14 protein-coding genes are annotated in these 17,403 nt (G+C 66.7%); 4 read left to right on the top strand and 10 right to left on the bottom strand.

Features of this window, described 5'->3' with window-relative positions:
- The first annotated feature begins 29 nt into the window (after positions 1 to 29).
- Positions 30 to 1,652, top strand: a complete 1,623-nt coding sequence (treA, locus tag C2U58_RS00090) for an alpha,alpha-trehalase TreA (protein ID WP_102944252.1) — start codon at positions 30 to 32, stop codon at positions 1,650 to 1,652.
- A 4-nt stretch (positions 1,653 to 1,656) separates the two neighbouring features.
- Here treA and C2U58_RS00095 read toward each other — a convergent pair whose 3' ends face one another.
- The 7 genes from C2U58_RS00095 to murJ all read right to left on the bottom strand — a co-directional run bounded on the left by C2U58_RS00095 (position 1,657) and on the right by murJ (position 11,363).
- On the bottom strand, positions 1,657 to 2,370 hold the full coding sequence (locus tag C2U58_RS00095) for a lysoplasmalogenase (protein ID WP_102944253.1): 714 nt from the start codon (positions 2,368 to 2,370) through the stop codon (positions 1,657 to 1,659).
- Positions 2,367 to 4,250, bottom strand: coding sequence for a M61 family metallopeptidase (locus C2U58_RS00100; protein ID WP_102944026.1), 1,884 nt, complete (start codon positions 4,248 to 4,250; stop codon positions 2,367 to 2,369). The genes C2U58_RS00095 and C2U58_RS00100 overlap by 4 nt, the downstream gene beginning before the upstream one ends.
- A gap of 102 nt (positions 4,251 to 4,352) precedes the next feature.
- Positions 4,353 to 5,303 carry a 4-hydroxy-3-methylbut-2-enyl diphosphate reductase gene (gene ispH / locus C2U58_RS00105; RefSeq protein WP_102944027.1) on the bottom strand — a complete coding sequence of 317 codons (951 nt, stop codon included), beginning with the start codon at positions 5,301 to 5,303 and terminating at the stop codon, positions 4,353 to 4,355.
- Between the two features lie 33 nt (positions 5,304 to 5,336).
- On the bottom strand, positions 5,337 to 5,855 hold the full coding sequence (gene lspA / locus C2U58_RS00110; RefSeq protein WP_102944028.1) for a signal peptidase II: 519 nt from the start codon (positions 5,853 to 5,855) through the stop codon (positions 5,337 to 5,339).
- Positions 5,855 to 8,686, bottom strand: a complete 2,832-nt coding sequence (ileS, locus tag C2U58_RS00115; protein ID WP_102944029.1) for an isoleucine--tRNA ligase — start codon at positions 8,684 to 8,686, stop codon at positions 5,855 to 5,857. Before ileS ends, lspA begins: the two co-directional genes overlap by 1 nt.
- Positions 8,683 to 9,630, bottom strand: a complete 948-nt coding sequence (locus C2U58_RS00120) for a bifunctional riboflavin kinase/FAD synthetase (RefSeq protein ID WP_102944030.1) — start codon at positions 9,628 to 9,630, stop codon at positions 8,683 to 8,685. Before C2U58_RS00120 ends, ileS begins: the two co-directional genes overlap by 4 nt.
- A gap of 128 nt (positions 9,631 to 9,758) precedes the next feature.
- Positions 9,759 to 11,363, bottom strand: a complete 1,605-nt coding sequence (gene murJ / locus C2U58_RS00125; RefSeq protein ID WP_102944031.1) for a murein biosynthesis integral membrane protein MurJ — start codon at positions 11,361 to 11,363, stop codon at positions 9,759 to 9,761.
- A 116-nt stretch (positions 11,364 to 11,479) separates the two neighbouring features.
- Between murJ and rpsT the strand changes: the two genes are divergently transcribed.
- The gene (rpsT, locus tag C2U58_RS00130) at positions 11,480 to 11,749 is read left to right on the top strand and encodes a 30S ribosomal protein S20 (RefSeq protein ID WP_017354922.1); all 270 of its coding nucleotides are present in this window, start codon (positions 11,480 to 11,482) and stop codon (positions 11,747 to 11,749) included.
- A 160-nt stretch (positions 11,750 to 11,909) separates the two neighbouring features.
- On the opposite strand, the gene cgtA is transcribed toward rpsT, so the two are convergent.
- The 3 genes from cgtA to rplU all read right to left on the bottom strand — a co-directional run bounded on the left by cgtA (position 11,910) and on the right by rplU (position 13,696).
- The gene (gene cgtA / locus C2U58_RS00135) at positions 11,910 to 12,959 is read right to left on the bottom strand and encodes an Obg family GTPase CgtA (RefSeq protein ID WP_102944032.1); all 1,050 of its coding nucleotides are present in this window, start codon (positions 12,957 to 12,959) and stop codon (positions 11,910 to 11,912) included.
- A 143-nt stretch (positions 12,960 to 13,102) separates the two neighbouring features.
- Positions 13,103 to 13,363 (bottom strand): 50S ribosomal protein L27, encoded by a 261-nt coding sequence (rpmA, locus tag C2U58_RS00140; RefSeq protein WP_070209175.1) that lies wholly within the window; start codon positions 13,361 to 13,363, stop codon positions 13,103 to 13,105.
- 15 nt (positions 13,364 to 13,378) lie between these two features.
- Entirely contained in the window at positions 13,379 to 13,696 is a 318-nt protein-coding gene (rplU, locus tag C2U58_RS00145) for a 50S ribosomal protein L21 (RefSeq protein WP_102944033.1), read from the bottom strand.
- A gap of 259 nt (positions 13,697 to 13,955) precedes the next feature.
- Here rplU and uvrA point away from each other — a divergent pair, with 259 nt between their 5' ends.
- Both uvrA and C2U58_RS00155 read left to right on the top strand, forming a co-directional pair.
- Positions 13,956 to 16,961 carry an excinuclease ABC subunit UvrA gene (gene uvrA, locus C2U58_RS00150; protein WP_102944034.1) on the top strand — a complete coding sequence of 1,002 codons (3,006 nt, stop codon included), beginning with the start codon at positions 13,956 to 13,958 and terminating at the stop codon, positions 16,959 to 16,961.
- Positions 16,961 to 17,368 (top strand): thioesterase family protein, encoded by a 408-nt coding sequence (locus C2U58_RS00155; protein ID WP_070209172.1) that lies wholly within the window; start codon positions 16,961 to 16,963, stop codon positions 17,366 to 17,368. Before uvrA ends, C2U58_RS00155 begins: the two co-directional genes overlap by 1 nt.
- Positions 17,369 to 17,403 lie beyond the last annotated feature (35 nt).

Consider the following 17,403-nt stretch of genomic DNA (forward strand, 5'->3'; position numbering starts at 1 on the left):
TCGGGGGTGTTGCCTTCCGGATGCCGTTCATGAAGCCACCCCTGCGCTTGCCCGGCCTGCTGCTGGCCACCCTGCTCTGCTCCGCTGCGGCGGCAGCCGCCCCGCCTGCCCAGGCTCCGCAGCCGCCGGACCTTCAGTGGCAACCCTTGTTCCAGCAGGTCCAGCGGGCACACCTGTTCAAGGACCAGAAGACCTTTGCCGACGCGGTGCCGCATCAGGATCCGGATGCGCTGCTGGCGGAGTGGACGCGGGCCCAGGTGCAGCCGGGGTATGCCCTGCCCGCCTTCGTGGCCGACCATTTCACGGTGCCCGCCGAGGGCACGCCATTTGTGCCGCCTGCCGGTGAAACCCTGCGCGCGCATATCGAGGGGTTGTGGCCGGTGCTGACCCGGAGCACGGAGACGGTGGATCCGCGCGGGTCGCTGCTGCCGTTGCCCAAGCCGTACGTAGTGCCGGGTGGGCGCTTCCGCGAGGTGTATTACTGGGACAGCTACTTCACCTTGCTGGGTCTGGCCTCCAGCGGGCGCTGGCAGCAGGTGCGCGACATGGTGGACAACTTCGCGTGGCAGCTGGACCAGTACGGGCATATCCCGAATGGCAACCGCAGTTATTACCTGAGCCGGTCGCAGCCGCCGTTCTTCAGCTTGATGGTGGACCTTCTGGCGACACATGAGGGCGATGACGCGTATCGACGCTATCTGCCGCAGCTACGCACGGAGCATGCGTTCTGGATGCGTGGGGCGGAGGGTTTGGCGCCGGGTGCGGCTAGTGAACGCGTGGTGCGGATGAATGATGGCAGCCTGCTCAACCGCTATTGGGATGCGCGGGCGGTGCCGCGTACGGAATCGTGGACGGATGACCTGGCTACGGCGGCGTCGGTGCCGGACCGGGCGCCTTCGCAGGTGTATCGGGATCTGCGTGCGGGGGCGGAGTCGGGGTGGGATTTCAGTTCGCGCTGGCTGGTGCATCCGGCGGAGCTGGGTAGCATTCATACCACCGAGATCGTGCCGGTGGATCTGAACAGTCTGTTGTTCCATCTGGAGGTTACGTTGGCGCGGGCGAGTCGCGTTTCTGGCGAGCGTGCCGAGGCACGTGATTTCGAGCGGCAGGCGGAGCAGCGCAAGCGGGCGATCAATGCGCTGCTGTGGGATGAGCGACAGGGGTGGTATGCGGATCGGGATATGGAACGCGGTACGCCCCGCCCTGCGCTGACGGCGGCGGCGCTGTTTCCGTTGTGGTTGCAGGTGGCGGATTCGACGCAGGCGCGGCGTACGGCGGACGCGGTGCAGCCGCAGTTGGTGCGCGCGGGTGGGTTGTTGACCACCACGGAGAACACCGGGCAACAGTGGGATGCGCCGAACGGCTGGGCGCCGTTGCAGTGGGTCGCGGTGGATGGGTTGCAGCGATATCGGCAGGACGCGCTGGCGCGGCAGATCGGGGTGCGGTTCCTGCGTACGGTGCAGACGGTTTATGACCGCGAGGGGAAGTTGGTGGAGAAGTATGTGGTGGACGGGTCTGCGGGCGGTGGGGGTGGCGGGGAGTATCCGCTGCAGGATGGGTTTGGGTGGAGTAATGGGGTTACGTTGGCGTTGTTGGATCGGTTGTGCGCGGAGGGGAAGCGGTGTGAGAGTGCGGGGGATGTTGGGGAGTGATCACTCAATCGCTTGCCGAGCGCGCTATGCAGTACTGCGCTGCGTAGTAGGTGGCGAGTATGCACAGGGATGCCAGGGGCAGGCCGCCGCCGAAGCGGTCCCAGGCTAGGGTGCAGTCACTGATCACGAAGAGCACGGCGCCGAAGGCGGCCCAGTTCGTGCCGGCGGCTGTATCGGTGGAGTTGGGTGACCACGCGCGGGCCAAGGCGAGTGTGGCCATCAATGCGAGCACTACTACGTAGACGACGACCGGAATGCGTAGATCGCCGGGCAACAGCGGCCATAGGCCGGCAAGGTTGATGCCGGCGAACAGGGTGAGCAGTGCGCCTGCCAGCACCAGGCCCTTCCCTGCCTTGAAGCCTGCGCGGAAGGCGACGATGTAGCAGACATGGGCGAGCAGGAAGGCGATCAGGCCGGGGACGAAGGCGTCGAACGGTAGCATCAGGGCGATGTCGCCGATGCAGGAGAAGCCCATGCCGAGCAGGATGGCGCGGTTGTATGTTCGGGCGGTGATGGGGTGCGAGGTTGCCGGCCGGCGGCCGGCACTACGGGGTTCCTGTGCGTTGTTTTTCAGGGCTTGCCAGACTATGGCGGCTATCAGGAGCGTGGTGAGCGGCTTGGCTACCCAATGCAGCCAGCGGCCGTCGCCGTCGAGCGACGCGCCGATGATGGCGGCTGTCGCCGCCAGCAAAATCGGCACGTCGCGGCGCAGGTTCATCGCGCCTTCCACAGCTCCGCCAGGCGGTCGGGCTTGCCGGCGATGCGCTCGAGCTTCGGATACTGCAGGCCGCCGTGGTAGTCGAGCTTGACGGTGTCGATGTGGTCGAAGTTCTTGACCAGCAGGGTCAGCGGTGCCTTGTCGGTCTTGGCTGCGGTCACGGCGTCCTTGAGGTCTTCGCCCTTGAACACGCGGCCGTTGAGTGCGAGCACGGTCATGCCCGGGGAGAGGCCGGCGTTGAAGGCGGGGCTGTCCCAGAGCACGTCGCTGATGGCGCCGGCGTCATTCACGGCCAAGCCCAGCGAGTACAGCAGGTTGGTGTTCTTGGCGCGGGTTTCCTGCGCCTTGAAGGCGTCGTTCGGGGTGTCGGTGTAGACCAGCTTCCAGCCCGCTGCTTCCAGCCCGCCGGTGAGCGGGCCGTGGCCGTCCAGGCGCTCGCGCAGGAAGCTGGCCCAGTCGTACGGAGCGATGCCGTTCAAGGTGCCGACCACGTCTTCGAACGTATACGGGTTCACGTTCCAGTCGCCGTCGTGCATGCCGAAGAAGGCCTTGGCGAAATCGTCCAGGCTGCGCTTGTTGCCGGTAAGCGCGCGCAGCTTGCCTTCCACTTCCAGCCACACCATCTGGCCACCGGAGTAGTAATCCTCGCTCATCTGGTAGTTGCGGTACGCCAGCGCGCGGCGCTGGGCGATGGTGGGGTCGTTGGTGGTGTCCTGCAGGTTGCGCCAGGCCAGGCCGGGGCGACCGCGATCATAGGTGGCGGCCACGTTGGCGAGCATGTCTCGGGTCTGGTCGGTGGTCCACAGGCCCGAGCGCGCGGACAGCACGTGGCCCCAGAACTGGGTCTGGCCTTCGTACAGCCAGAGCAGGCTGTCGCCCATGGGCACGTTGAAGTTGGCGGTGGTGAGGTCGGCGCCACGGCGGTACTTGCCGTTCCAGGAGTGGTTGAACTCGTGCGGCAGCAGGTCGCGGCCGAGCCAGGTCTTGTCCCACTCGGTGAAGTAGCCGGTGTCGCCGCTGTTTTCGCTGGAACGCTGGTGTTCGAGGCCGATGCCGCCGAGCTTGTCGGTCAGGGCCAGCAGGAATTCGTAGCGGTCGAAGTGGCGAGCGCCGTAGAGCTTGTAGATCTGCTGCACCAGCGCGCGATGGGCCTGCACTTGCTCGGGCTTGGCGACCAGCGATTTGGCGTCGTCGGCGAACACGTTGAGGTGCACCGGGACCTTGGCGCCGGGGTCGAGGTCGAACTGCTGGTAGTGGCGGCCGGCGTACAACGGGGAGTCGACCAGATGGTCGTAGCTGATCGGCTTGAACACCACGGTGTCGCCGTCGCGGCGCTCGGTGTCCAGCGCGGTGGCGTAAGCCCAGCCGGGCGGCAGGGTGACGCTGGCCTGGGCCTGGATGTTGCGGGTGTTCACGCCCGCCGGGTAGAGCGAGTTGGCGATCCACTGCAGGTTGAGCATTTCCGGGGTCATCACCACCCGGCCCTGCCCTGCGCCCTGCGAGGAGAGGAATTTGAATTCGGCGACGACTTCGCTGGCGCCCTGCGGTACGTCCACGGTAAAGGCGTACACGTTGTACGGGTCGCGCTTCCAGGTGAGTGGTTTGCCGTTGGCGGTGACCACCAGGCCGGCGACCTTGTCGACCGGGCCGCTGGGCGAGTGCGCGCCGGGCAGCCATTGGGGGTACAGGAGGGTCAGCGGGCCGGGTTGGGCCGGCACGGTGGCCTTGACCTTGAAGATGCGGCGGCCGATGTCGCGTGCGTCCACGTCGATGCGCAGCAGGCCCGGGAAGGCGACGTCCTGCGGCGGTGGCGTCTGCGCGTGGGCACCGGTGGCGGTGGCGGCGAGAAGCACGGAGAGGACGGCGGCACGCAGTTTCATCAGGCGAAGGTTCCGGGGTACGAAACGTTCGATCGTAGACCTGCGCGGGCGTGCGCCACATGGCCAAAGGTCATGCAGGCGCCCGGGTTTGGATCCAAACCGTTACGAGATCAACCGCAACCGCAGTTCCTTCGGCAGCGCGAATACCATCGATTCTGGTTCGCCGTCGAGTTCGCCGACGCCGGTGGCGCCCAGTTCCTTCAAGCGCTCGATCACGCCATCCACCAGCACCTGCGGCGCGGAGGCGCCGGCGGTGAGGCCGATATGCTTCTTGCCTACGACCCAGGCCGGGTCGATCTCATGCGCGCCGTCGATCAGGTACGACTCCACGCCATCACGGCGGGCCAGTTCGCTGAGGCGGTTGGAATTGGAGCTGTTCGGCGAGCCGACCACCAGCACCAGGTCGCAGCGCTTGGCCAGGTCGCGCACGGCGTCCTGGCGGTTCTGGGTGGCGTAGCAGATGTCGTCGTTCTTCGGCCCCTGCATCGCCGGGAAGCGCGTGCGCAGGGCGTCGATGATGCCGCGGGTGTCATCCACCGAGAGCGTGGTCTGGGTGGTGTAGGCGAAGTTTTCCGGCTGGTTCAGTTCCAGCGTGGCCACCTGCTCCACGTCTTCAACCAGATAGATGTGCCCACTGCCCGCTTCCTGCTTCCACTGGCCCATGGTGCCTTCCACTTCCGGGTGACCGGCGTGGCCGATCAGCACCACGTCGCGGCCGGCACGGCAGTGACGGGCGACTTCGAAGTGGACCTTGGTCACCAGCGGACAGGTCGCGTCGAACACCTTCAGGCCCCGACGCTCGGCTTCCTGGCGCACGGCCTGGGACACGCCGTGGGCGCTGAAGATCACGGTGTTGTTGTCGGGCACTTCGTCGAGCTCTTCGACGAAGATCGCGCCGCGCTGCTTGAGGTCGTCGACCACGAAGCGGTTGTGCACCACTTCATGGCGCACGTAGATGGGCGCGCCCAGTGTTTCGATCGCGCGCTTGACGATCTCGATCGCACGATCGACACCGGCACAGAATCCACGCGGGTTGGCGAGCAGCACATCCATCAGACAGGTCTCCCGGCAGCGGCCGGCAAGGGGTTACGGGTTGGCATTATCCGCCTTTTTGGCGGTCTTGCCGTCGAACAGGCCGAACACGGCGATACCGATCGCGCCGACCACGATCGCCGCATCGGCGATGTTGAACGCGGGCCAGTAGTGCTCGCCCACGTACCACTGGATGAAGTCGACCACATGGCCGTGCACCTGGCGGTCGATCACGTTGCCGATGGCACCCCCGATCACCAGCGCGTACGGCACCGCGCTGCGCCAGTGGGCGCGCGGGGTGCGCGAGAGCCAGAACGCCATCAGGCCGCTGATGCCCACCGCCAGCGCGGTGAAGAACCACAGCTGCCAGCCACCGGCGTCGCTCAGGAAACTGAACGCTGCACCGGTGTTGTAGGTGCGGTACCAGTTCCAGAAGCCGTCGATGACGGTGACCGGCTGGAACTCGGGCAGGCTGGACAGCACCCAGGCCTTGCTCCACTGGTCCAGGACGATGACCGCTGCGGAAAGCAGCAGCCACACCAGCGCGCTGGGACGCGGACGCGGGGCGGCCATCAGAACCACTTCCGGTCTTCGCCGGCACCGTCGACGTTGCTTGCGCAACGACCGCACAGCTCCGGGTGGGCGGCCACCGTGCCGATGTCGGCGCGGTAGTGCCAGCAGCGTACGCACTTCTGCTTGGTGGTCGGCTGGGCGCTGACGAACACCTCGTCGGTGGTCGCCGGGCGCACGCTCACGTCGCCACTGATGAACAGGAAACGCAGTTCATCGGCCAGCGGCTGCCAGCGCACGGCGGTCTCTTCGCTGGCGGCCACGGTGATCTCCGCTTCCAGCGCAGCACCGATAGCGCCGTTGGCGCGCATCGGTTCGAGCACCTTGGCCACCTGCTCGCGCAGGGCCAGCAGCTGGTCGAAGTCGGCCGCGTTCAACGGGGCATCGGCCGGCAACGGGGCCAGGCCTTCGTACCAGGTGGCGAACAGCACGTTGTCCTTGCGCGCGCCCGGCAGGTAGCCCCACAGCTCGTCGGCGGTGAACGTCAGGATCGGCGCCACCCAGCGGGTGAACGCTTCGGCGATGTGGTACATCGCGGTCTGCGCCGAACGGCGGCCACGCGAGTCGGTCGGCATGGTGTACAGCCGGTCCTTGGTCACGTCCAGGTACAGCGAACCGAGGTCGACGCTGCAGAAGTTCAGCAGCAGCTGCACGATCTCGGCCATGTTGTAGCCGGTGTACGCCGCCTTGATCTTCTCCTGCACTTCCCAGGCGCGATGCACGATCCAGCGGTCCAGCGCGACCATGTCGGCCGGGGCCACCAGGTGCGCGGCCGGGTCGAAGCCGTCCAGGTTGCCGAGCAGGAAACGCGCGGTGTTGCGCAGGCGCCGGTAGGCGTCGGCGTTGCGCTTGAGGATTTCCTGCGACAGCGACATTTCATTGCTGTAGTCGGCCGAGGCGATCCACAGGCGCAGGATGTCCGCGCCCAGGGTCTTCATGATGTCCTGCGGCTCGATGCCGTTGCCCAGCGACTTGGACATCTTGCGGCCCTTCTCATCCACGGTGAAACCGTGGGTGAGGCACTGCTTGTACGGCGCATGGCGGTCGATGGCCACGCCGGTGAGCAGCGAGGACTGGAACCAGCCGCGGTGCTGGTCGGAGCCTTCCAGGTACAGGTCGGCCGGCTTGCCGAAGCCACGCGCGGCGAGCACGCCCTCATGTGTGACGCCGGAGTCGAACCAGACATCGAGGATGTCGGTGACCTTCTCGTAATGCGCGGCTTCATCGCCGAGCAGTTCGGCGGCGTCCAGCGCGTACCAGACGTCGATGCCGCCCTGCTCCACGCGATCGGCCACCTGCTGCATCAGTTCAACGGTGCGTGGATGCGGCTCGCCGGTTTCGCGGTGGGTGAACAGTGCGATCGGCACGCCCCAGGTGCGCTGGCGGCTGATGCACCAGTCCGGGCGGCCGTCGACCATGCTGCCGATGCGCGCCTTGCCCCAGCTCGGGAACCAGCCGACGTTGTCGATGGCGGCCATCGCGTCGCTGCGCAGGTTGGCCTTGTCCATCGAGATGAACCATTGCGGGGTGGCGCGGAACACCACCGGGGTCTTGTGACGCCAGCAGTGCGGGTAGCTGTGCACGATCTCGACGAAGGCGAGCAGCGCGCCGGAGTCGCGCAGCACGTCCACGATCAGCGGCTGCGCCTTCCACAGGTGCACGCCGGCCAGCACCACCTCGCCCGCCGGCGGGGTGGACGGCAGGTACACGCCGCGACCGTCGACCGGGTTGATCTGGCCGGCGTTGTAGTTGTCCATCAGCCCGTACTGCTGGCTGACCACGAAGTCTTCCTGGCCGTGGCCCGGCGCGGTGTGCACCGCACCGGTACCGTCTTCATCGGAGACGTGCGCGCCGTTGAGCAGCGGGATGTCGCGCTGCGGGTAGAACGGATGGGCCAGCAGCAGGTTTTCCAGCGCGGCACCGGCGGCATGACCGTGCGCGACCACGTCTTCCACGCCGTAACGGCGCAGCGCGCGCTCGGCGAGGCTGGCGGCGATCACCAGCCAGCGGCGCTTGCCGGCATGGGCCGGACCTTCGACCAGCGCGTACTGGATGTCCGCACCGAGCGACACCGCCAGCGAGGCCGGCAGCGTCCACGGCGTGGTGGTCCAGATCGGCACGGCCACTTCGACATCGGCCGGCAGGGTCACGCCGAAGCGCGCGGCCAGCTGCGCGCTGTCGCGCGCCACGTAGGCCACGTCGATGGCCGGCGAGGTCTTGTCCTGGTATTCGATTTCCGCTTCGGCCAGCGCCGAGCCGCAGTCGAAGCACCAGTGCACCGGCTTGGCACCGCGCACGATGTGGCCGTTGGCGAAGATCTTGGACAGCGCGCGGATCTCGTTGGCTTCGAAGTCGAAGCTGAGGGTCTTGTACGGGTTGTCCCAATCGCCGATCACGCCCAGGCGCTTGAAGTCGCGGCGCTGCAGCTCGATCTGCTCTTCAGCATACTCGCGGCACTTCTGGCGGAACTGTTCGGCATCGAGCTTGACGCCGACCTTGCCCCACTTCTTTTCGACCGCGATTTCGATCGGCAGGCCGTGGCAGTCCCAGCCCGGCACGTACGGCGCGTCGAAGCCGGCCAGGTAGCGCGACTTGACGATGATGTCCTTGAGGATCTTGTTGACCGCATGGCCCAGGTGGATCTGGCCATTGGCGTACGGCGGGCCGTCGTGCAGCACGAACAGCGGGCGACCCTGCGCGTTTTCGCGCAGGCGGGCGTACAGGCCCTCGTCTTCCCAGCGCGACAGAATGCCCGGCTCGCGCTTGGGCAGGTCGCCGCGCATCGGGAATTCGGTTGCCGGCAGATGAAGGGTGGCTTTGTAGTCCTGGCTCACGCAGTGGCTCGCAATCTGTGTTCGGAAAGGATGCGACGCGCCTGATCGGCGTCGCGGTGCATCTGGACGGTCAACGCCGCCAGGTCTTGGAACTTTTCTTCGTTGCGCAGCTTGGCGACGAATTCGACTTCGATGTGGCGGCCGTACAGGTCGCCCTGGAAGTCGAACAGGTGCGCTTCCAGCAGCGGCTCCACGCCGTCCACGGTGGGACGGGTGCCGAAGCTGGACACCGACGGCCACGGCTGGTCGAACACGCCGTGCACCCACGTGGCGTAGATGCCGGCCAGCGCAGGGGTCTTCGGGAAGCGCAGGTTCGCGGTCGGGAAGCCCAGGGTGCGGCCGAGCTGGCGCCCGCGCACGACACGGCCGCTGATCGTATACGGGCGACCGAGCAGGTCTGCGGCACGGTTGAAATCGCCTTCGCGCAGCAGCTGGCGGATGCGGGTGCTGGAAATGCGGTCGCCGTGCAGGTCCACCGCTTCGATCTCACCGGCGCTGAAGCCGAGCGTCTCGCCCATGGCCTGCAACAGGGCGAGGTCGCCGCGGCGGCGGTTGCCGAAGCAGAACTCCGGGCCGATCCACACTTCGCGCGCGCCCAGGCGGTGGGCGAGCAGCTGCTCGACGAAAGCTTCGGCCGGCATGGCGGCCATGCGCGCGTCGAAGCGCAGCAGGCCGATGGCGTCCACGCCGCACTCGCGCAGGATCGCCACCTTGTCGCGGGCCAGGGTCAGCCGCGGCGGCGGCTCGCCCTGGGCGAAGTACTCGCGCGGCAGCGGTTCGAAGGCGACGGCCACGGCCGGCACGCCGAGCGCGCGGGCACGCGCCACCGCATGCCGCACCAGCGCGCGATGGCCCAGGTGCAGGCCGTCGAATGCGCCGATGCAGACAACGCTCCCTTGCGGGAACAGGGGCTTGCCTTCGATGGATCGGAACAAGGTGCTCATCTGATCGAGATCCGGCCCACCCGGGCCAACGTATTGCAATGCATGACCCTCAAGTATAGCCGGGCGTTGGGAGGAAGCAGCCACGCAGGGCGTGGCTCTACCGGAGGTGGTGGCGAATGGGTCTTCGATCAATGCTCGCGCAGGTGGCGCGGGCGGAAGCCCATGGCGACCAGGGCGACCAGGTAGGTCAGGCCGCCGCCGCCGACCAGCAGCGTGAGGTTGCCGATCCGGTGCCACTTGTCCATGCCGGTGAAGTCGGGCATCTGCCCGCGCAGCACCAGCAGCACCGCGACCATGGCCCCGCAGGCCAGCACCAGCCGGGCGATGTAGCCACCCCACCCTGCCTTCGGCTGATAGACGTCGGTCTTGCCCAGCCAGTACCAGAGCAGGCCCAGGTTCAGGTAACTGGACAACGCGCTGGCAATGCCCAGCGCCAGGTGCAGGCCGGGCTGCTTGCCCAGCGCGACCCAGACGCCCTGCGCCTTGAGCGCTTCGGGCACCATCACCTGGTACAGGATCGCCAGCAGGATGAAGTTGAAGACCATGTTGGCGACCAGCGCGACCAGGCCGGCACGCACCGGGGTGCGAGTGTCCTGGCGGGCGTAGAACGCCGGCAGCACCACCTTGAGCAGGGCGAAGGCCGGCAGCGCCAGGCTCAGGCCGTACACCGACAGCGCGGTCATACGGGTGTCGAAGGCGGTGAACTGGCGGTACTGGAACAGCGTGGCGATCAGCGGCTCGGCCAGCAGCAACAGGCCGAGCATGGCCGGCACCGCGATCAGCAGCGTGGTGCGCAGGCCCCAATCCAGCGCGCTGGAGAAGCCCGCCTTGTCGGTGCTGACATGGTGGCGGGCCAGCGCCGGCAGGATCACCGTGCCCAGCGCCACCCCGAACACGCCCAGCGGCAGTTCCAGGAAACGGTCGGCCAGCGACAGCCACGACTGCGAGCCGTCGGTCAGCTTGGCCGCGATCACCGTGTCCAGCAGCAGGTTGATCTGCGCCACCGACGAGCCGAACAGGGTCGGCACCATCAGGGTCAGCACCTTGCGCACGCCGGGGTGGTTCCAGCCCCAGCGCGGCAGGGTCAGCAGGTTGATGCCCTTCAGCGAAGGCAGCTGGAACAGCAGCTGCAGCATGCCGGCCGCCAGTACCGCCCAGCCCAGCGCGAGGATCTGCTTCTCCGGGGTGCCGCCGAGCCGGGGCGCCAGCCACAGCGCACCGGCGATCATGCAGACGTTGAGGATCACCGGGGTCAGCGCCGGCATGGCAAAGCGCTGGAAGCTGTTCAGCGCCCCGCCCGCCAGCGCGGTGAGCGACACGAACAGCAGGAACGGGAAGGTCAGCCGGAACAGGTCGACCAGCAGGCCGTGCTTGGCCGGGTCGGTCTCTACCCCGCTTGAGAACAGGGTGGCCAATTGCGGCGCGAAGATCAGCGCCAGCGCGGTCACCAGCAGCAGGACCGCGCCGAGGGTGCCAGCGACGCGCGACATCAGCTCGCGCAGCTCCTCATGCGAGCGGGTTTCCTTCACTTCCGTGAACACCGGCACGAACGCGGTCGCGAACGACCCCTCGGCGAACAGGCGGCGCAGGAAGTTGGGCACCCGGAAGGCGACCCAGAAGGCGTCGGTCACCGCATTGGTGCCGAACGTGGTGGTGACGGCCAGGTCGCGGACCAGCCCCAGCACCCGTGAAATCATGGTCATGCTGCTGAAAGACAGCAGCCCGCGCAACATCCTTGGTGAACTCACCCGTGTTTCCTCTTGACAATTGACTTGACGTACATTTTTCGAGCCATCATACTTTCCAGCTTGCTGTTCCCATTACACCGATTTTTCAGGAAACCACCACTGTGGCCAATATCAAGTCCGCCAAGAAGCGCGCCAAGCAGACCGTCGTGCGCAACGCGCGCAATACGGCTCAGCGTTCGATGCTGCGCACCGCTGTCAAGAAGGTGATCAAGGCTCTGGATGCCAACGATGCCGCCGGCGCCGAGGCAGCCTTTGCCGTCGCCCAGCCGATCCTCGACCGTTTCAGCTCGCGTGGTCTGATCCACAAGAACAAGGCCGCTCGCCATAAGAGCCGTCTGACCGCCCGCATCAAGGCCCTCAAGGCTGCCTGATCCGGCGCAACGCCGCGCCACGCGCGGCGTGCGGTGAAAGAACCCGGCCCAGGCCGGGTTTTTTGCGTTGTGGGGCAGCCGGGCAGAGCCCGGCTCTACCGCCCGGCGGCCACAGAAAAACCCGGCCAAGGCCGGGTTTTTCTGTGCAGCGACGAAAGCGTCAGAGCGCGTTGCGCGCATCCGCTTCGTCTTCCTTCTGGCGGTCGAAGAACGCCATGATGTTGGTCATGATCGGCCAGGTGCCTTCACGGCCCAGCGCCGAGACCAGGTACCACGGCTGGGTCCAGCCCAGCTCAGCGATGATCTTCTCGGCCGCGGCCTTGGCCTCGTCCTCGAACATCAGGTCAGCCTTGTTCAGCACCAGCCAGCGCGGCTTTTCCAGCAGCTCCGGGTCGTGCTTGGCCAGCTCGCGCTCGATCGCACGGACCTGCTCGATCGGGGAGATTTCCACGCCGCCTTCCATCGGGGAGATGTCCACCAGGTGCAGCAGCAGGCGGGTGCGCTGCAGGTGGCGCAGGAACTGCGCGCCCAGCCCGGCCCCGTCGGCCGCGCCTTCGATCAGACCGGGAATGTCGGCGATCACGAAGCTGCGGTAGTTCTCCACGCGCACCACGCCCAGGTTGGGGTAGAGCGTGGTGAACGGGTAGTCGGCCACCTTGGGGGTGGCAGCGGACACGGCACGGATCAGGGTGCTCTTGCCGGCATTCGGGAAGCCCAGCAGGCCCACGTCGGCCAGCAGCTTCAGCTCCAGCTTGAGCAGGCGCTCTTCGCCCTCCTCGCCCGGCAGCGACTGGCGCGGCGAACGGTTGGTGGAGCTCTTGAAGTGCATGTTGCCCAGGCCGCCCTTGCCGCCCTTGGCCACCAGCAGGATGTCGTCGTGCTGGACCAGGTCGCCGATGACTTCGTCGGTGGCGACGTTGATGATCACGGTGCCGACCGGCACGGTGATGATGAGATCTTCGCCGCCCTTGCCGTAGGCCTGGCGGCCCATGCCGTTCTCGCCACGCTGCGCCTTGAAGATGCGCTCGTGGCGGAAGTCGACCAGGGTATTGAGGTTTTCGTCGGCGCGGATGTACACGCTGCCGCCATTGCCGCCGTCGCCGCCGTCCGGGCCGCCCAGCGGAATGAACTTCTCGCGACGGAAACCGACGCAGCCGTTGCCGCCATTGCCGGCGGTAACCTGGATTTCTGCTTCGTCTACAAGTTTCATGATTCTGGATGCCACCTGGAGGCGGTAGGCACGGAACGCGCCCGACCGCAGAGTCTAACGTGAAAAACAAAAGCCCCGCCGAAGCGGGGCTTTCGCAAGCGGCCCCACGCCTAGGCGGGGGCGACGCCCGGGTCTCGCGAAGCTCAGGCTTCGGCGACGACGCTGACGGTACGACGCTTCTTCGGGCCCTTCACCGAGAACTCCACCTTGCCGTCGACCAGCGCGAACAGGGTGTGGTCACGGCCGAGGCCGACGCCGGCGCCCGGATGGAACTGGGTGCCGCGCTGACGCACGATGATGTTGCCGGCATCGATGGCCTGGCCACCGAAGATCTTGACGCCGAGGTACTTCGGGTTGGAGTCGCGACCGTTGCGCGATGAGCCTACGCCCTTTTTATGTGCCATGACTGCTTCTCCTTATTACTTGCTGCCACCGGCGATGCCGGTGATCTCGATTTCGGTGTAGTACTGACGGTGACCCTGGCGCTTCATGTGGTGCTTACGGCGACGGAACTTGATGATCCGGACCTTGTCGGCACGACCCTGGGACACGACCTTGGCGGTGACCGAGGCGCCCTTCAGCGCGTCGCCCAGCTTGATGCCGTCGCTGTCGCCCAGCATCAGGATTTCGTCGAACTTGATCTCGTTGCCGACTTCGACTTCGAGCTTTTCAACGCGGAGCGTTTCGCCCTGCGCCACGCGGTATTGCTTACCGCCGGTTACCAGTACTGCGTACATGACCAGACTTCCTCTGTAGTTATTGTGGTCTATGGACTGCCGCCATCGAGGGCGGACAGAAGCGGGATTTTAATGACTGCACCGGGTCCGGGTCAACCCACCCCCTGCCCCGGGCGGCCAGGGCCTGAACCCCGTTCAGGTTCAGGCCCGCCGGGTCTCAATAGATGAGACGGCGGGCTGGCAATGTCGCCGATTGCCCCCAAATCCCAAGCTCGGTAGGCTGACCGATTGCCGGCCAGAGCCCCACAACGGATCCCCCATGGCGATGGATTTCATCCGCATCCGCGGCGCGCGGACGCACAACCTCAAGAACATCGATCTCGACCTGCCCCGCGACAAGCTGATCGTGATCACCGGCCTGTCCGGTTCGGGCAAGTCGTCGCTGGCGTTCGACACCATCTATGCAGAAGGCCAGCGCCGCTACGTGGAGTCGCTGTCGGCGTACGCGCGGCAGTTCCTGAGCGTGATGGAAAAGCCGGACCTGGACCATATCGAAGGCCTGTCCCCGGCGATCTCGATCGAGCAGAAGTCGACCTCGCACAACCCGCGTTCGACGGTTGGCACGATCACCGAGATCTACGACTACCTGCGCCTGCTGTACGCCCGCGTCGGCAGCCCGCGCTGCCCCGACCACGGCTACCCGCTGGAAGCGCAGACCGTGAGCCAGATGGTCGACCACGTGCTCACGCTGGACCCGGAGCAGCGCTACATGCTGCTGGCGCCGGTGATCCGCGAGCGCAAGGGCGAGCATGCGCAGGTGTTCGACCAGCTGCGCGCGCAGGGCTTCGTGCGCGTGCGCGTGGACGGCGCGCTGCATGAGATCGACGCGGTGCCGCCGCTGGCGCTGCGCCAGAAGCACACCATCGAGGCGGTGATCGACCGCTTCCGCCCGCGCGAGGACATCAAGCAGCGCCTGGCCGAAAGCTTTGAAACCGCGCTGAAGCTGGGCGACGGCATGGTGTCGGTGCAGTCGCTGGACGTGGAAGACGCGCCGGCGCACCTGTTCTCGTCCAAGTACAGCTGCCCGGTCTGCGACTACTCGCTGCCCGAGCTGGAACCGCGCCTGTTCTCGTTCAACTCGCCGGTGGGCGCCTGCCCGGGCTGCGACGGCCTGGGCATGGCCGAGTTCTTCGACCCCTCGCGCGTGGTGGTGCACCCGGAGCTGTCGCTCTCGGCCGGTGCCGTGCGCGGCTGGGACCGCCGCAACGCCTATTACTTCCAGCTGATCGCCTCGCTGGCCAAGCACTACAAGTTCGACGTGGACGCGCCGTGGCAGAGCCTGTCCGACAGCGTGCGCCAGGCGGTGCTGTACGGCAGCGGCGATGAAACCATCACCTTCACCTACTTCACCGAAAACGGCGGCCGCACCCAGCGCAAGCACCGCTTCGAGGGCATCATTCCCAACCTCGAGCGCCGCTACAAGGAAACCGAGTCGGCCGCGGTGCGCGAAGAGCTGGCCAAGTACATCAGCGAACGCAACTGCCCTGAGTGCAACGGCCAGCGCCTGAACCGCGCGGCGCGCAACGTGTTCGTGGCCGACCGTGCGCTGCCGGAACTGGTCGTGCTGCCGATCGACGAAGCGCTGAAGTTCTTCAGCGGCATGACCCTGCCCGGCTGGCGCGGCGAGATCGCCGGCAAGATCGTCAAGGAGATCGGCGAGCGCCTGGGCTTCCTGGTCGATGTGGGCCTGGATTACCTCACGCTGGAGCGCAAGGCGGACACGCTGTCCGGCGGCGAAGCGCAGCGCATCCGCCTGGCCAGCCAGATCGGCGCCGGCCTGGTCGGGGTGATGTACGTGCTCGACGAGCCGTCCATCGGCCTGCACCAGCGCGACAACGAGCGCCTGCTCGGCACCCTGACCCGCCTGCGCGACCTGGGCAACACGGTGATCGTGGTCGAACATGACGAAGACGCGATCCGCCTGGCCGACTACGTGCTGGACATCGGTCCGGGCGCGGGCGTGCATGGCGGCGAGATCGTCGGCCAGGGCACCCTGCAGGACATCCTGGAGGCGCCGCGTTCGCTCACCGGCCAGTACCTCTCGGGCAAGCGCGCCATCGAGATCCCGGCGCGCCGGCACAAGCCGAACCCGAAGATGACCCTGCACCTGCGCGGGGCCAGCGGCAACAACCTCAAGGGCGTGGACCTGGACATTCCGTCGGGCCTGCTGACCTGCATCACCGGCGTGTCCGGTTCGGGCAAGTCGACCCTGATCAACGACACGCTGTTCTCGCTGGCCGCCAACGAGATCAACGGTTCCTCGCACCCGATCGCACCGTACACGTCGGTCGATGGCCTGGACCTGTTCGACAAGGTGGTGGACATCGACCAGTCGCCGATCGGTCGCACGCCGCGTTCCAACCCGGCCACCTACACCGGCCTGTTCACGCCGCTGCGCGAGCTGTACGCGCAGGTGCCGGAAGCGCGTGCGCGCGGTTATTCGCCGGGGCGTTTCAGCTTCAACGTGCGCGGCGGCCGCTGCGAGGCGTGCCAGGGCGACGGCCTGATCAAGGTGGAGATGCACTTCCTGCCGGACGTGTATGTGCCCTGCGACGTGTGCCATGGCAAGCGCTACAACCGCGAAACGCTGGAGATCCTGTACAAGGGCTACAACATCAACGACGTGCTGCAGATGACCGTCGAAGATGCGCTGAAGCTGTTCGAGCCGGTGCCGAGCATCGCGCGCAAGCTGGAAACGCTGGTCGACGTGGGCCTGAGCTACATCAAGCTGGGCCAGAGCGCGACCACGCTTTCCGGTGGTGAAGCGCAGCGCGTGAAGCTGTCCAAGGAACTGTCGCGCCGCGATACCGGGCGCACCCTGTACATCCTGGACGAGCCGACAACCGGCCTGCACTTCCACGACATCGAGGCGCTGCTCGGGGTGCTGCACAAGCTGCGCGACGAGGGCAACACGGTGGTGGTGATCGAACACAACCTGGACGTGATCAAGACCGCGGACTGGATCGTCGACCTGGGGCCGGAAGGCGGCCACCGGGGCGGCACCATCCTGGTCACCGGCACGCCGGAAGACGTGGCGGCGCACCCGGCCTCGTACACCGGCCAGTTCCTGGCCAAGATGCTGCCCTCCACCAGCGCGCGCCCGGAGCGCCCAGCCGCCACGGCCAACAAGCCGGACGCCCGCCCGCCGCGCAAGGCCAAGCCGGAAAAGCCGGCCAAGGTCGCCAAGAAGGCGGTCGCGGCCAAGCGCGCCACCACACCCAGCAAGACCAGCCCTGCCAAGACCACGAAGGCGAAGAAGAAGTAATGAGCAGCGAACACAAGATCCTGGCCCGCGTACCGATCAGCGTGCGCTGGCGCGACATGGACAGCATGGGCCACGTCAACAACGCCAAGTACATTTCCTACCTGGAAGAAGCGCGCGTGCGCTGGATGCTGGGCGTGGAAGGCGTGTCGATGACCGACCGCATCGCCCCGGTGGTGGCCGCCACCAACGTGAATTATCGCCTGCCGATCGTGTGGCCCAACGACATCGTGGTGGAGCTGTTCGTCGAACGCCTGGGCAACAGCAGCGTGACCATCGGCCACCGCATCGTGGACCAGAAGAACGACAGCACGCTGTATTCGGACGGGAATGTGGTCGTGGTCTGGATGGACACCCAGACCGGCAAGAGCGCCCCGCTGCCGGACGCGATCCGCAGCGCGTCGAGCTGACGCCCTGCAACAGCCTTTTTCGATCTGAGGTCATG

Origin of the sequence: Stenotrophomonas sp. VV52, assembly GCF_002893095.1 — a bacterium.
In the GTDB taxonomy this organism is placed as follows: domain Bacteria; phylum Pseudomonadota; class Gammaproteobacteria; order Xanthomonadales; family Xanthomonadaceae; genus Stenotrophomonas; species Stenotrophomonas aracearum.

Bases quoted from the DNA above. Each gene is read 5' to 3' on its own strand.
- treA (WP_102944252.1), top strand. From the start codon at position 30: ATGAAGCCACCCCTGCGCTTGCCCGGCCTGCTGCTGGCCACCCTGCTC.
- C2U58_RS00095 (WP_102944253.1), bottom strand. From the start codon at position 2,370: ATGAACCTGCGCCGCGACGTGCCGATTTTGCTGGCGGCGACAGCCGCC.
- C2U58_RS00100 (WP_102944026.1), bottom strand. From the start codon at position 4,250: ATGAAACTGCGTGCCGCCGTCCTCTCCGTGCTTCTCGCCGCCACCGCC.
- ispH (WP_102944027.1), bottom strand. From the start codon at position 5,303: ATGGATGTGCTGCTCGCCAACCCGCGTGGATTCTGTGCCGGTGTCGAT.
- lspA (WP_102944028.1), bottom strand. From the start codon at position 5,855: ATGGCCGCCCCGCGTCCGCGTCCCAGCGCGCTGGTGTGGCTGCTGCTT.
- C2U58_RS00120 (WP_102944030.1), bottom strand. From the start codon at position 9,630: ATGAGCACCTTGTTCCGATCCATCGAAGGCAAGCCCCTGTTCCCGCAA.
- murJ (WP_102944031.1), bottom strand. From the start codon at position 11,363: ATGTTGCGCGGGCTGCTGTCTTTCAGCAGCATGACCATGATTTCACGG.
- cgtA (WP_102944032.1), bottom strand. From the start codon at position 12,959: ATGAAACTTGTAGACGAAGCAGAAATCCAGGTTACCGCCGGCAATGGC.
- rpmA (WP_070209175.1), bottom strand. From the start codon at position 13,363: ATGGCACATAAAAAGGGCGTAGGCTCATCGCGCAACGGTCGCGACTCC.
- rplU (WP_102944033.1), bottom strand. From the start codon at position 13,696: ATGTACGCAGTACTGGTAACCGGCGGTAAGCAATACCGCGTGGCGCAG.
- uvrA (WP_102944034.1), top strand. From the start codon at position 13,956: ATGGCGATGGATTTCATCCGCATCCGCGGCGCGCGGACGCACAACCTC.
- C2U58_RS00155 (WP_070209172.1), top strand. From the start codon at position 16,961: ATGAGCAGCGAACACAAGATCCTGGCCCGCGTACCGATCAGCGTGCGC.